General features: G+C 66.2%; 7 protein-coding genes and 1 pseudogene. 3 read left to right on the plus strand and 5 right to left on the minus strand.

The window, feature by feature from the left end; translation table 11 throughout:
- The 4 genes and pseudogenes from BEMPMBAN_RS04265 to BEMPMBAN_RS04280 all read right to left on the minus strand — a co-directional run.
- Positions 1 to 716 (minus strand): annotated as a pseudogene (locus BEMPMBAN_RS04265) (DUF222 domain-containing protein); the annotation flags it as partial.
- A 47-nt stretch (positions 717 to 763) separates the two neighbouring features.
- On the minus strand, positions 764 to 4,441 hold the full coding sequence (gene otsB / locus BEMPMBAN_RS04270; protein ID WP_159229156.1) for a trehalose-phosphatase: 3,678 nt from the start codon (positions 4,439 to 4,441) through the stop codon (positions 764 to 766).
- A complete protein-coding gene (gene ppsA, locus BEMPMBAN_RS04275; RefSeq protein ID WP_159229157.1) occupies positions 4,438 to 6,834 on the minus strand; it encodes a phosphoenolpyruvate synthase in 2,397 nt (798 codons plus the stop codon). The genes otsB and ppsA overlap by 4 nt, the downstream gene beginning before the upstream one ends.
- A gap of 115 nt (positions 6,835 to 6,949) precedes the next feature.
- Complete coding sequence (locus tag BEMPMBAN_RS04280; protein ID WP_159229158.1) at positions 6,950 to 8,803, minus strand: pyruvate kinase; 1,854 nt, start codon at positions 8,801 to 8,803, stop codon at positions 6,950 to 6,952.
- Between the two features lie 289 nt (positions 8,804 to 9,092).
- Between BEMPMBAN_RS04280 and BEMPMBAN_RS04285 the strand changes: the two genes are divergently transcribed.
- Positions 9,093 to 10,460, plus strand: coding sequence for a WS/DGAT/MGAT family O-acyltransferase (locus BEMPMBAN_RS04285; RefSeq protein WP_159229159.1), 1,368 nt, complete (start codon positions 9,093 to 9,095; stop codon positions 10,458 to 10,460).
- Positions 10,460 to 11,833, plus strand: a complete 1,374-nt coding sequence (locus BEMPMBAN_RS04290; RefSeq protein WP_159229247.1) for a wax ester/triacylglycerol synthase domain-containing protein — start codon at positions 10,460 to 10,462, stop codon at positions 11,831 to 11,833. Before BEMPMBAN_RS04285 ends, BEMPMBAN_RS04290 begins: the two co-directional genes overlap by 1 nt.
- A 6-nt stretch (positions 11,834 to 11,839) precedes the next feature.
- Here the strand turns inward: BEMPMBAN_RS04290 and BEMPMBAN_RS04295 are convergent, their stop codons facing one another.
- Positions 11,840 to 12,550, minus strand: a complete 711-nt coding sequence (locus tag BEMPMBAN_RS04295) for an SRPBCC family protein (RefSeq protein ID WP_234897286.1) — start codon at positions 12,548 to 12,550, stop codon at positions 11,840 to 11,842.
- Between the two features lie 249 nt (positions 12,551 to 12,799).
- On the opposite strand from BEMPMBAN_RS04295, the gene BEMPMBAN_RS04300 reads away from it, so the two are divergent.
- Entirely contained in the window at positions 12,800 to 14,845 is a 2,046-nt protein-coding gene (locus tag BEMPMBAN_RS04300; protein WP_159229160.1) for an erythromycin esterase family protein, read from the plus strand.
- Positions 14,846 to 14,847 lie beyond the last annotated feature (2 nt).

The following is a 14,847-nucleotide window of genomic DNA, read 5'->3' on the forward strand; positions in this document are numbered from 1 at the left end:
CGACGTCGAGGTGGGCGATGACGGTGGTGCGCTGCCCGTGCGGGCGGCGGGTGGCTTCGGCGTCCCAGCCGGTGTCGATCAGGTCGACGAACGCGTCCACGGTGGTGGGCATCGGCGGTGTCTGCTCGGTGTCGGTGGTGTGGTCACGTTCCCAGTCGGTGATCAACGCCTCGCGGCGGGCATCCAGCGCGGCGTCGACTCTGGCCGCTTCTACTCGTGACACCGTGATCCGGTAGGTGGTGTGCTCGCCGTGGTCGGTTCTGGTGATCGACCGCGCCGGGTGTGGCCGCGGCGCCGGGTCGGGGCGGGGTTCGGACTTGACCGCGGTGCGTAGCTGGGTGACCGTCGCCGATTCGGCCAGTTGCGCGTAGTGGGCATCGGAGCCGTCGGCGGCGTGTTCGGCGATCACACCGACCTGATCCAGCGACAGCCGGCCTTCTCGTAGTCCGTCGGCCAGCCGCGGGAACGCCTCGAGACGGTCAGCGACCGCCACCAGCGTCTCGGCGTTGCGCGGNGAGNNNCCCNGCNTTCCANGCCACCAGCGCTTCCAGCGACCGCGCCCCGGTCAACCCACACAGCTCGTCGCGGTCGANCTCNGCGACGAGNTCCACGATCCGCCCGTCGATCGCATTACGCTGACCCGCCAGCTCCGCCAGCTCGGCGAACAACACCTCAAGCCGCTCCTTAGGAGCCAAAGAAGTTGCCGCCGAAGACATGACCCCATCATCACAGACACGTCCGACAAAAACCGGCCGCGTGCCGATCAGTCCGGGAATCGCACCGTGGTTCCCGGCATCAACTCGACGACGCGCCCGCGACACTCCACCTCGATGCCGGCTGCGTGCCGGGGATCCACGCTGATGATGACGCCCTTTCCGCTCACCCGCAGGTGCAGATGCAGGCCGCGGTAGTGGATCGGTATAGCCAGCACCCCAAGCGATTCGGGCCAGTACGGGGACAGGATCAGGCGATCCGACCGGGTCTCGAGCCCGGTGAAACACCGCTGCATCAGGTCGACGGTGCCCGCCATGGCCGCTAGGTGGACACCCTCGGATGTGGTGCCGCCCTGGATGTCCGAGACGTCAGACTTCAGCGCCAGCTGGAAGAACTCCAGCGCGCGATCGCGGTTGGCCCTGGCGAGCACCCAGGTGTGCACCACTCCGCTGAGGGTGGACCCATGAGAAGTTCGGGACAGGTAGTAATCCACCATCGCCGGCACCTGCTCAGGCAGGAAACGGTAGCCGAGCCGGTCGAGCAGCTCCATCAGTTCGGTCGCCGACAACAGGTAGAGCAGCATGAGAGCATCGGCCTGCTTGGATGCCTTGTAGCGGTTGACATCATCACCCTCGGCCTCCAGGATGCGATCCAGCCGCTGAATGTTGCCGTACTGGTGGCGAAGACGGTCCCAATCCAGTTCAGCCAGTTCGCCGTAGCCCTCGAACTGGCTGATGACGCCCTCGTGGAACGGGACGTACATCCGCCTGCTGACCTCGTCCCAGTGCGCCAGCTCCGCGCTGTTCAACCCCAGCGACTCCATCAGATCCAGCCGGTTCGGCAACGGCAGCAGATTCAGTGCGTCAAGGGCCCGCATGACCACCCAGACGGCCATGATGTTGGTGTATGCGTTGTTGTCGATGCCGTCGTAGGGCGCCGCGGGGTAGCCGGAATGGAATTCGTCCGGTCCGATCACACCGTTGATACCGAAGCGGTCGAGGGCTTCGTCGTGGTGGGCGAGGCTGACGAAGAATCGTGCGACCTCGACGATCAGCTCCGCGCCGTAGTCGATCAGATAGGCGAGATCACCTGTGGCCTGGTAGAACTGCCATGCGCTGTAGGCGACGGCGATGCCAATGTGGTGGGCGCGGGCGCTGGCGTCCGGATTCCACCGGCCACTGCGCGGGTTGAGGTGTAGCCGCTGGCTCTCCTCACGGCCGTCGCTACCTGACTGCCACGGGAACATCGCGCCCGCATGGCCGGCAGTGCGGGCGGCCTCGCGGGCCTCCGGCAGGCGCCGGAAACGGTAGCCCAGCAGCGAGCGGGTGATCATCGGGAAGCGCAGGTTGAGCACCGGGTAGATGAACAGTTCGTCCCAGAAGATGTGGCCGCGATAGGCCTCACCGTGCAGTCCACGTGCCGGCACACCGGCGTCGAGGTCGGCGGAGTTCGGGGACACGGTCTGCAGCAGGTGCAGCAGATGCAGGCGCAGGATCCGCACTTCGTCGGTGTAGTCGTCGAACTCGATCGACAGCCGCTCCCACAGATGCGTCCAGTCGGTCAGATGTCCGGCCAGCAGCTCGGAGAACCCGCCGAGACGGGTGACCCAGCGTTGGGCGTCTACTCCGGGTTCGGAGATCGCCACGTCGCGTCCGGTATAGACGGTGACGACCTTCTCCACCCGCACCTGCTCGCCGACCGACAGGCGAACTGCGATGCTGTGCCCGATCTCGGCGCGGTCGTGGAACAGCTCGAACGCAGCAGGAACCGGCTCGCCGTCGCGCCACACGGTGGTGCGCGCCGCCATCGCAACGGGGATGCGGGACTGGGTGGTCTGCATGGTCAGAAGGACCGCATCGTCGGCGATCTCGCAGGCATCCACCAACGCCAGATGCTTGTCGGCCAGATCGCGATAGCGTTCGACCAGCGAATTTGTCACGTTGCCGTCCACGGTGGAGCGGAACTCGATCGTGCCTGACCAGTCCTCGGCCAGCGCCGTGGTCTCGAGCGCACCCACGTGAGGCAGATGCATGGCCACGAACCGTCGCTGCGTCAGCGAGCTGGTCCGGCCGGCGTCGTCGCGGAAGCGGACCTCCCGAGTCAGAACAGCCCCGCGAAGGTCCAGAGTCTGCCGGTACTCCAGCACGGTGACCGTGTCGATGTCGAACCAGTCACCGTCGTTGATGCGGAAGGTCAGTGCCAGCCAGTTGGGCAGGTTGACCAGGCTCTCGTTGTCGATCTCGGTCCCCGCCACGTTGTCGACGAGCCGGTTGTACACCCCTGCCGCGTAGGTGCCCGGGTAATGCACCTGCCCGGCTTTGCGCTCGGGTGCCGCCCCCCGGGTGGCGAAATAGCCGTTGCCCAACGTGCACAACGCTTCCCGGAGCTTTTCGTACTGTGGATCGTAGCCATCGAAGACGTAATCCCACGCTTCGCCTGACACCTTCTGTTCGTACGCCAGCCACTGTGCCCCGCGCTGGATGAACTCGCGCACCTGGTCGGGGCTCTGCAGGGTGAAGTGGGCAGCGGTCTTGCGGTCGCCATCCTCAGCGTGTTGGACGACGATGCCCACACCGTCGAATCCGATCGCGTCGAAGGCATCTTCGTCGGTGAGGTCGTCGCCGATGTAGATCGGCAGCAACGAACCGGACGGATCGATGCTGTCGCGAATCCAGGCCAGCGTGGTGCCCTTGTCCCAGTCGATGTCGGGCCGCAGCTCAACGAGCATCCGCCCGCTGGTCACGCGAAGGCCTGACTGTGCTGCGAGAGCCTTTGTCGCAGAGATTATCTCGCTCACATACTCGGGTGCCACCTCGCGGCAGTGCACCGCGACGGAAAAGTGCTTGTTCTCGACACGCACGCCCGCGATGTGAGCCAGGGACTGGTTCAACTCGGTGGCGGCACCCTCGAGGGCGGGCACGGACGCGGCCGCCGCGTCGTTGCAGTGGTACGTACCATCCGGGCCGGTCAGCTCGAAGCCGTGGCTGCCGGCGTACCACACGCCGGGGATGCCGACCCGGTCGGTGATGTCCGCGAGTCCGCGGCCGCTCAGGACGGCCACCGGACACACTTCGGAAATGAGCTTCAAGGCCGCCGCCGCACCCTCGACGAGGCTGGCCGAGCCGGGATCAGAGACGATCGGTGACAGCGTGCCGTCGAAGTCCAGGAACAGCATCGACCGGCGCGCGGTGCTGACACCGATGAGCTGACCGTAGGACGCCAGGGCATTCGGCAGCTCCGAGATCCGCCGGTCACCCGTGCGTACGGCGATGTCGGCCAGCTCATCTAGCACGATGTCGGCGCCGTTGCGGGTCAACTCGTCGGCGCCCCCGGTGCCGTCGATCCCGACAACCAGGGCGAAGCCGCCGGCACGCCCGGCTGCCACGCCGGCCGCGGAGTTCTCGACGACAACACACCGCTGTGGACGCACCCCGAGTTGACGGGCGGCCTCTCGGAGCACCGTGGGATCGGGCTTCTCGACCGTTCCGCGCCCACCGGAGGATCCCTCGACGTAGACCCCGAACAGGTCGTCGATCCCGGCGTCCTCGAGGGCGCGGCGGCACTGCGGGCTCGACGAGTACGCCGCCAGCGCCACCCCGATGCCGTGCAGCTTCTTGGCCAGTTCGACCGTTGCCCCGAACAGGGGGACTTCGCTGGTCAGCGCGCCATCGAGGTCCAGCAGCACCGCGTCGTGATAACGCGGATCGATGGTGACCGGTAGCTTCATGGCACCGGCACGAGCTGTCGTTCCAACTCCAGCACTTGACGGGTGGTCTTGACCACGGTGTCGGGATTGAGGCTCATCGAGTCGATTCCCAGCCGAACCAGGAACTCCGCCATGTCCGGATAGTCCGACGGCGCCTGGCCGCACAGCCCTGAGTGAATACCGTTGCGACGGCAGCCTTCCACGGCCAGTTTGATCATCTCCTTGACGCCATCGTCGCGTTCGTCATAGTCGAACGCCACGACTTCGCTGTCCCGGTCGACCCCGAGGGTGAGCTGGGTCAGGTCGTTGGACCCGATGGAGAAGCCGTCGAAGCGCTTGGCGAACTCGTCGATCAGGATGACGTTGTTCGGGATCTCACACATCGCATAGACCTCGAGTCCGTTCTCGCCCCGCTTCAGCCCGAGGTCCGCCATGGTCTGCAGGACGAGGTCCGCTTCGGCGACGCGGCGCACAAACGGCAGCATCAGGATGACGTTGGTCAGCCCCATCTCGTCTCGCACCCGGCGCATGGCACGGCATTCCAGCGCGAAGCCCTCGGCATAGGATGGGTGCGCATACCGCGAGGCACCGCGGAAGCCGAGCATCGGGTTGCTCTCGGACGGCTCGAAGGCGCCGCCGCCGATCAGGCTGGCGTACTCGTTGGTCTTGAAGTCCGACATCCGCACGACGACGGGCTTGGGCCAGAAAGCGGCGGCGATGGTGCCGATGCCCTCCGACAGTCGCTCGACAAAAAACGCGCTGCCGTCGGAGTAGCCCTCGATGAGATGGTTGATGGTCCGGCGTGCTTCCAGGTCCTCGACCTGATCCGGATGCAGCAGCGCCAGCGGATGAACCCGGATGTACTCGCTGATGATGAACTCCATCCGCGCAAGGCCCACACCGTCGTTGGGCAGAAACGACGTCTTGAACGCGAGATCGGGGTTGCCCAGATTGAGCATGATCTGGGTGCGGGGTCGGGCCATGTCGCCGACCTCGGTGCGGTCCACGTGGAACTTCACCGCGCCGTCGTACACCCGTCCTGAATCTCCCTCCGCGCACGACACCGTCACCACCGCGCCGTCGGGCACGCTCGTGGTCGCGTTGCCGGTGCCCACCACAGCGGGGATGCCGAGTTCGCGGGCGATGATCGACGCGTGGCAGGTACGACCACCGCGGTTGGTGACGATGGCTGCGGCGGTCTTCATGACCGGCTCCCAGTCGGGAGTGGTGGTGTCGGCGACCAACACCTCACCGGGCTTGAATTCCGAGAGTTGCCCGAGGGTCTCGATGCGCCTGACCGCACCCGAGGCGATCCGTTCACCGACCGAGCGTCCCTCGGCGAGGATTGCGCCGCCGCCCTCCAACACGTAGGACTCGAGTGCGGTGACGCTGTGCTGGGACGCCACGGTTTCGGGCCGGGCCTGGACGATGTACAGCTTCCCGTCGAGACCGTCCTTGGCCCACTCCATGTCCATCGGCCGTCCATAGTGCGACTCGATGGCGCATGCGTAGCCGGCCAGTTCCAGAACGTCGGAATCGGTGAGGCAGAACCGGGCACGGTCGGACTTCGGAGTGGGAATGTTGCGGGTGGTGTTCTTCGTCTCGCCTTCGACGAGAATCATCTTCACCGCCTTGTCACCGAGTAGGCGACGCAGCACGGTGCGGTGGCCGGCGAGATAGGTCGGCTTGTGCACGTAGAACTCGTCGGGATCCACCGCGCCCTGCACCACGTTCTCGCCGAGACCGTAGGCACCGGTGACGAACACCGCGTCGCGGAACCCCGATTCGGTGTCCAGCGAGAACATCACCCCCGACGACGAGATGTCGGAGCGCACCATCTTCATCACCCCGATCGACAGCGAGACCTTGAAATGGTCGAAGCCCTGGTCGATCCGGTAGTGGATCGCCCGGTCGGTGAAAAGGCTGGCAAAACAACGACGGCAGGTGTCGAGCAGGCTTTCGTCGCCCTTGATGTTCAGATACGAATCCTGTTGCCCGGCGAAGCTGGCGGTCGGCAGGTCCTCGGCGGTTGCCGAACTGCGCACCGCGAGGCTGACCTCCTCGCCGTACTCCCGCTGCAGCTCGCGGTACCCGTCCAGGATTTCGGCAGCCAGGTCGTCGGGAAGCCCGGCGCCGTAGACGATCTCCCGGGCGCGCTTGGCTTTGCGTGCCAGCGCGGCGACATCATCGGGGTCCAGATCGTCGAGTTCGGCATGCAGGCGCTCCCAGGCGCCGGCCTCGTCCAGCATGTGACGGTAGGCGGCTGCGGTGATGGCGAAGCCGTGCGGCACCCGCACCCCCTGCTCTGAGAGCTTCTGGAACATCTCACCCAGCGAGGCGTTCTTGCCGCCGACGAGCGGCACATCCTCGATCCCGAAGTCCTCGAAGAAGCGAACATACGTAGCCGTACCCATCACGTGTCCTCTCGTAGCGCAGCGCCGGTGCTGCCACCCGAACTCAAACTCCCATAGAGGTAGTCCGGGACACAGGGCCGAAGGTCACCCGAACGGAGGGCGATCCGGCCATCTGTCAGGTGCTCGCGATGTCAGGGTGCCAGGAGTGCAGGGACGGCATCAGCGCGGTTTTCTTGTAGTGGTGATCCGCCATCCGCTGCAGGATGCTGTCAAGGGCGACGACGGCGTCATTGATGTATGGCCCCTTGTTCAGCATCACGCACTCGGCCCGTTCGCTCAACGCTGCATCGCTGACCTCAGCGCGGGAGGGATTGCCCGTCTTCGCGAGTTGTTCGAGCACCTGGGTCGCCCAGATCACCGGGAGGTGCGCCGACTCGCACAGCCAGAGGATCTCTTCCTGCAGCTCGGCGAGCCGCTCGTACCCGCACTCGATGGCGAGGTCACCGCGGGCGATCATCACCCCGACGTTCGGTCGCCGCATCACCGTGAGCAACAGTTGAGGGAGGTGCTCGAAGGCCTGGCGGGTCTCGATCTTCAGCACGACGCCCAGTGAGGTGTCGCCGAGCCGGTCCAACTCGTCGAGCAACCGCGACACGTCGGAAGGGTCTCGTACGAAGGACATCTGGACCATATCGGCCAGCTCGACCACCGAAGGAAGGTCTGCGAGATCCTTCTCGGTGAGTGCCGAGATGGGCAGCCGGGCATCCGGCACATTCACTCCCTTGCCGGCCTGCAGTCGGGACCCCTCGTCGGCGGCATGATCGATCTTCAGCCCCAACGCATCGGGAGCAACGCTGACTATCGTGCCGCTGATCCGCCCGTCGTCGAGATGGACCTTCTCGCCCACGCGGGCGCAGTCGAATATCTCTGGCAACGTGCAGCCGATTCTCGCGGGTGCGCCGCCGGCCACCGGCGCGGGCGAGCAATCCCTGGTCAGCTCGAGAAGATCACCGCGGTGCAGCACGAGTCGTTGCTCCGTCTGCGGGAGTTCGCCGACGTGTGCGGGGTCGTCAACGCCTTCGACCTCGAGAACGGTCCCGGGTGAAAGATAGGTGGTCTTGTATGCGGTGACCACGAAGCCTTCGATGGCACAGTTCTGTGGGACGTCACCGTGGAGTTCGAGGCGACGTTTGGAGCCACGCGTGTCGTGCAGGATCAGGACGTCGCCGTCGTGGCGGCGGGTCAGCCATGACCGGGACACCTTGATCGTCGGTATGCCGGCTTCAGGTGGTTCGACCGGCTCCTCCGTGCTCGTCAGCCATGCCCGGGCCGGGGCTAAGACTTGTCCGAACTCATCGCGTCGTGGCCGGATCTTCACAATGCGCGGCCCGGGTTCCAGCGGTCCGGTCCGAAGCTTCGGACCCGCGAGGTCCATCGCGACCAGGCAACCTCGTCCCGTGGCCTCAGTCGCTTGTCGGACGTGTCGTGCCATGGCGCGCCATGCCGTGGCGTCGTCGTGTGCACAGTTGATGCGCGCGATGTCCATGCCACGCTCCACCAGCTCGCGCACCAGCGTGGGGTCGGTGGCCGCCGCGGACGGCAGGGTGACCATGATGCGGGTGACCCGATCGGCCGGACAGGGACCCAGCAGCTCGCCCGTCCGGCTGCGGAGCAGGTCCGCGCCCTGGTCGATGTCCGAAGCGGCAGTCGAGAGTGCGGGAAAACCCTCACCGAGCATGGCGCTGATGGCCGACCGTACCGAGACCAGGGTGGCCTCGACATGGGGTTCGCTTCGGCCCAGCGAGGAGAGCCCGTACCCGGTGAGCCGTGCCTGCAGGTCGCGAAGATCATGCTGACGAATTGCCCAATAATGCACCATGTTTCGTGCGCTGGCGCGATGCACCGCGGCGACCCCGGCTAACCAGCGGGACCAGGTGATCTCCGCTGCGGACAACTGCCGGAGGAGTTGGTCCACGTCGTCGCGCAGCTTGAGGAGCTGCCGGCTGGCGGTGTTGATGTCGGTCTGCATATCAGGCAACGTGTTCCCTGTTCTTCGATGGGCGTCGAGGTTCGCTGATATCGATGCGGGCTGTCGGATCCGACTGTAGTCCGATTGCCGATTGAGGGACTAGAGTCGTTGTGCCCCAACGACAGTGAATTGGCGGCGTTGATGTGTCGAGCGCGTTAACGGACTGTCACGGTAGGTGGCTGCCAGGTGAACGCTCGCGCTGACCCACACGAAAGCGACGACGTTGTGCCCTCGGGTTTGAGGACTTGGGACCCTGCCGTGTGATCGCGCCACGATGCACGGTCACTCTATGGAGCGCCTGAGCATGCTTGATGCGAGCTTCCTCGAGGCTGAGGACTCCGACCCCCACGTCAGCCTGGCGGTCGGCGCCGTGTCGATCATCGAGGGTCCGGCGCCGGTGTACAGCGAGCTCGTGTCGGCGTTCGGCGAGCGGGCACAGAGTATCCCGCGCTGCACGCAGAAGCTGCACACGCTGCCGTTCGACCTCGGAGCCCCAGGGTGGGTGGACGATCCGCACTTCGACATCAGCCACCACGTGCACCACGTCGCCCTGCCGGAGCCGGGCGACGACGCCGAACTGTTCTCGATGGTCGCCTACATCATGGAACAGCGACTCGACCGCGAGCGTCCGTTGTGGGAGTGCTGGGTCATCGAAGGGCTTCCCGAGGGGCGGTGGGCGACGCTGATAAAGATTCACCACTGCATCGCCGACGGTATCGCGACCGCGCAGATGCTGGCGAAGTTGAGCGACGACGGCGCGGGCGAGACGTTCGCCGGCAACATCCGCGCCGCGCAGCAGACTGCACCTTCGATCCTGAGCCTGCTGCGGCCGCGGCTCAACCCGGTCAGCTGGATGGGCGATGTCTGGCGTGCAACGGTCGCCGCGACAAGCGCCGCCGAACATGCCGTCGTGGGTGCGGCCGAACTCACCGCCCGTGTGCTCAGCGCGGACCAGGATTCCTCGCTGAACGGCCCGGTCACCAGGATGCGCCGATACAGCGCGGCTCTGGTGGACCTGTCCGTGATGAAAGAGGTGTGCCGGGACTTCGACGTGACCCTCAACGACGTGGCGCTGGCAGCCATCACCAGCAGTTACCGGACCATGCTGCTCAGCCGTGGTGAATCGCCGGGATCTCACGCGCTGCGCACACTGGTTCCGGTGTCGATGCGCTCGGCGGACCATTTCGACGTCACAGACAACCGGGTTTCGGCGATGCTGCCGTTGTTGCCGGTCGACGAACCCGACCCGGTCAAGCAGCTCGAGATCGTGCACCGAAGGCTGACCGAGGCCAAGGGAAGTGGTCAAAGGGAAGGCGCCGGTGCCGTGGTCGCAGCTGCCGGGAACCTTCCTTTTGCGCTCTCGGCGTGGGCGATTCGACTTCTCACCCGCCTGCCGCAGAAGTCGGTGACTGCGCTGGCGACCAACGTGCCCGGCCCTCGTGGCCGACAACGGGTGCTGGGCCGTGACGTGGTGGAGATTCTGCCGATACCGCCTATCGCGCTTCACCTGCGCACCGGTATCGCGATGGTCAGCTACGCCGATCGGTTCTCCTTCGGCATCACGGCTGATTTCGACAGCGCACCCGATGTCGACGCGCTCGCCCGCGGGATCGAGGACGCGGTGCGGTGCCTGGCGAAAGTGAACCGGAAACGCTGATGGCGGAGTTCATGCGCAACAGCGACGCGTTCACCTGGGCGATGGAAACCGATCCCCGGCTGCGCTCGACGGTGGTCACGGTGATCCTTCTCGACCGATCTCCGGACTGGGATGAGGTGCGGGACCGGTTCGAGCGCATCGCCGGCGCGGTACCGATGTTGCGGCAGCGAGTTGTGCCCTCCCCGCCGCCCGCGCCACCGAGATGGGAGCATGCCCCGGACTTCGACCTGGGCTTCCACATGCGAAGGGTCACCGCGCCGGCGCCCGGCACCATGGACACGGTGCTGGAGATGGCACGGGTCGCGGCGATGGAGGACTTCGATCGCGCACGTCCGCTCTGGGAGGCCACGCTGATCGATGGTCTCGAAAATGGTCGTGCGGCAATGGTGCTCAAGTTCCACCATGCACTGACTGACGGGGTCGGGGGTGTTCAGATCGGGATGATCCTGTTCGACCTGTCCGAAGTCCCCGAGAGGCACGGGCCGGTCGCGGCGTTGCCCGAGGTGCCGCCGCCACCGTGGCTGAGCGGCTATCGGGACACCGCGGGCTATGACGCCCGTGTAGTGGGTAACGCGCTGATGGGGGCGCTGAAAGCAGCGCCCAAGCTGGTTTCGCAGGGCATTCTGCGCCCCGTGGACACCGTGTCGTCGGCCGCCGGGCTGGCCGCCTCGGTCTATCGGACGGTACGTCCGGTGAACCGGACCGGCTCGTCGTTGATGACCGATCGCAGCCTCATCCGCCGCCTCGGCGTGCTCGAGGTCCCGTTTCCCCGACTTCGTGCTGCGGCGCACGGTGGCGGCGGTGCGCTGAACGACGCGTTTGTCGCCGGGGTCGCCGGAGGGTTGCGGCGCTACCACGAAAAGCACGGTGTCACAGTCGGTGACCTGCACCTGACGATGCCGATGAGCCTGCGCGAAGACGGCGACGAGCTCGGCGGCAACCACATCACCATCATGCGGTTCGACGTACCGGTCGGCGTCGCCGACCCGGGCGAACGTATCCGACAGATCCACGACATCACCACCAGGGTTCGTCACGAGAAGTCGGTGCCCTACACCCAGTGGATCGCCGGTGCGTTGAACATGATGCCGCGGTGGTACATCGGTTCGATCCTGCGAAACGTCGACTTCCTGTGCAGCGACGTGCCGGGCATCCCGGTGCCGGTGTTCCTCGGAGGCGCAAAGGTGTTGACCCAGTACGGCTTCGGTCCGACCATCGGTGCGGCGGTCAACGTCACGCTGTTGACCTACGTCGACGTGTGCACGCTGGGTATCGACGTGGACACCGGCGCGATCCCCGACTACGAGGAGTTTTTCGAGTGCCTCATCGCCGGTTTCGACGAGGTGCTGGCGCTCGACGCGCCGGGCGGCTGACGGCCGCTAGGCGTGGTGTTCGGGATGCAGGGGCACCGGTTCGACGATCAACGGTCCTGCGAGGACTTCGGTCGCCGGGTCGTGGTTCGGCATCGCGACTTGGGCGACTCTGCGCTTGATCCCGATCAGCAACCCCCGGGTGAGCAACGAGGTCAACGGGCCGGCCAGCTCGACGCTCAGTACCTCCCCGGGATGCCGCAGCCTGGTGCGGGTACGGACCAGCAGTCGGCAGCGGTCCTGCCAGCGGGGCAGGAGATGAAAGGACCACACGGTCTCCCAGGGGAACCCCGGCGGGCGGCCGCGCAGCACAAGGGTGCTCTGGTCGACGACCTGCTCGACAGTCAGGGAGAGCCCGTGTCGCAGACCCATCCAGCCGCCCGGTGTGAATCGGATCGTGTCGCCCGGAGCCAGCCGTTGCCATTCCGGATGTATCCGGTCGGCGGTGTCGTAGTCGAGGCCGATGAGGTTCTCGATGGTCTCGAAGCTGTAGACGCCGCCACGGTCCTGACCGATCTGCACCAGCCACGGCCAGACCGACCCCGGCGGCGCGTCGATCCAGATGCCTTCGGTGGACCGGACCGACGGGCGGCGAATCAGCTCGTCGCCGGGAAGGTGCATGGCGCACTCTTCCTTGGTCGTGCCCCAATTGCGGTAGTACCGGCGCGCCGCATAGAGCAATGCGGCCACTCCGGTGACTCGCGCCAGGTTTGCAGTCATGAACACACTCTGCGAGCACCGGGGTCGGCGAGACTAGGGCCGGTAGTCCTCAAAAAGTGGCCTGATCGCCACGCCGGGCGCACCGGGTTCGTCGGGCACCGTCTCGACGCAGACCAACTACTCCACCTGCCGGGACTTCGGTCCCTAGTGACGGCGGTCGGAAAGTGGTCGGATCGAGGTGCAAACCATCAGATATGAGGGGGCGCGTCCCGTCATCGAGTCGACGGTATCGGGGTACGGAGGACAGCGATGACCCGCATGAAGGACCCGTCTCCACGAGCGCCGCGGCGGGTATTCCGCGATCGTCGGGAAGCCGGGCGCGTCCTGGCCGACCTACTCGGTGCCTACCGTGGGCGCGCCAACGTGGTCGTGCTCGGCCTCGCGCGTGGTGGCGTTCCCGTCGCGTGGGAAGTGGCAGCGGCCCTGGGGGTTCCGATGGATGCCTTCATCGTGCGCAAGCTGGGGGCACCCGGCCACGAGGAGTTCGCGATGGGTGCGTTGGCAAGTGGCGGACGGGTCGTCGTCAACGACGACATCCTGCGCGCGCTGCGGATCTCGCCGCAGCAGCTGCGTGATGTCGCCGAACGCGAAGGACGGGAGCTGATCCGACGCGAAGCCGCCTACCGGGGTGGGCGCCCGCCCATCGACGTCGCCGGCAAGACCGTCATTCTGGTCGACGACGGGCTCGCCACGGGGGCCAGCATGCTGGCCGCGGTACAGGCGTTGCGGGAAGCCGAACCGGCCGAGATCGTCATCGCAGTCCCCGCGGCCCCGGAGTCGACCTGCCGGGAGTTCACCGGACTCGTCGACGACGTCGTGTGCGCGACGATGCCCACCCCGTTCCTCGCGGTGGGGGAGTCCTTCTGGGACTTCAAACAGGTCAGCGACGAAGAGGTCCGCGTGTGCCTTGCCACGGCCACGGTCGGTGCGTCCGCCCCGACGAGCCTGATCAACGAGACGCCCGCAGCGGTCATCAACCGGGGCGCCGTCGACGCCCCCGCCGGGGTACCACCGACGGAGGCGCTCGAGGAGATCATCGGCGACGCGCGAATCGTGTTGATCGGCGAAAGCTCCCACGGCACCCACGAGTTCTACGCGGCGCGAGCGGCGATCACCAAGTGGCTCATTCAGGACAAGGGATTCTGCGCCGTCGCCGCGGAGGCCGACTGGCCCGACGCCTACCGGGTCAATCGGTATGTCCGCGGGCTGGGACACGATGACACCTCCGATGAGGCGCTGAGCGGATTCGAGCGGTTTCCCGCCTGGATGTGGCGAAACGTCGTCGTGCGCGACTTCGTCGACTGGCTGCACACCCACAACCGGCACCGTCGACAGGCCGGAGAACGCCAGACCGGTTTCTACGGGTTGGATCTCTACAGCCTCCACCGGTCGATGCAGGAGGTGATCAGCTACCTCGACAACGCCGATCCGCGGGCAGCGGCGCGGGCGCGGGCCCGCTACGCATGTTTTGACCACACCTCCGCCGATGACGGCCAGGCCTACGGCTTCGCCGCAGCTTTCGGCGCGGGCCTGTCCTGTGAACGCCAGGCGATCGAGCAGCTCGTCGAGATGCAGCGCAATGCACTGGAATACGCGCGCCGCGACGGCCTGCTCGCCGAGGACGAGGTGTTCTACGCGCAGCAGAACGCGCAGACCGTCCGCGACGCGGAGGTCTACTACCGGGCGATGTTCGGCGGTCGTGTCACGTCATGGAACCTGCGCGACGATCACATGGCGCAGACGCTGCACGCGCTGCTGGCACACCTGGATCGTCATCGCGATTCGGAGCCGGCCCGAATCGTGGTGTGGGCGCACAACTCTCACGTGGGTGATGCCAGGGCCACCGAGGTGGGCGCTGACGGTCAGCTGACATTGGGGCAACTGGCGCGGGAGCACTTCGGCGAGGACGCCCGTCTGATCGGGTTCACGACGTACGACGGCACGGTGACCGCAGCCAGCGAATGGGGCGGCGTCGCCGAACGAAAGTTCGTCCGGCCGGCGCTCAACGGCAGCGTCGAGGAATTGTTCCACGAGACGGGTAGGCCGGAGTTCCTGGTCTCCGCAGCGATCAGTCATGCGGTGAGCGAGCCTCTGGACCGCGTCCGGCTGGGGCGGGCGATCGGGGTCATCTACCAACCTGCGACCGAACGGCAAAGCCACTACTACCATGTGCGGCCCGGGGAACAGTTCGACGCGATCATCCACATCGACAGGACCCGGGCACTGGAGCCGCTCGAAGTGGCGAGTTCGTGGTCGAAGGGTGAGACGCCAGAAACTTATCCGACGGGACTGTGATG

It is taken from the genome of Mycolicibacterium austroafricanum (assembly GCF_902705885.1).
In the GTDB taxonomy this organism is placed as follows: domain Bacteria; phylum Actinomycetota; class Actinomycetes; order Mycobacteriales; family Mycobacteriaceae; genus Mycobacterium; species Mycobacterium vanbaalenii_A.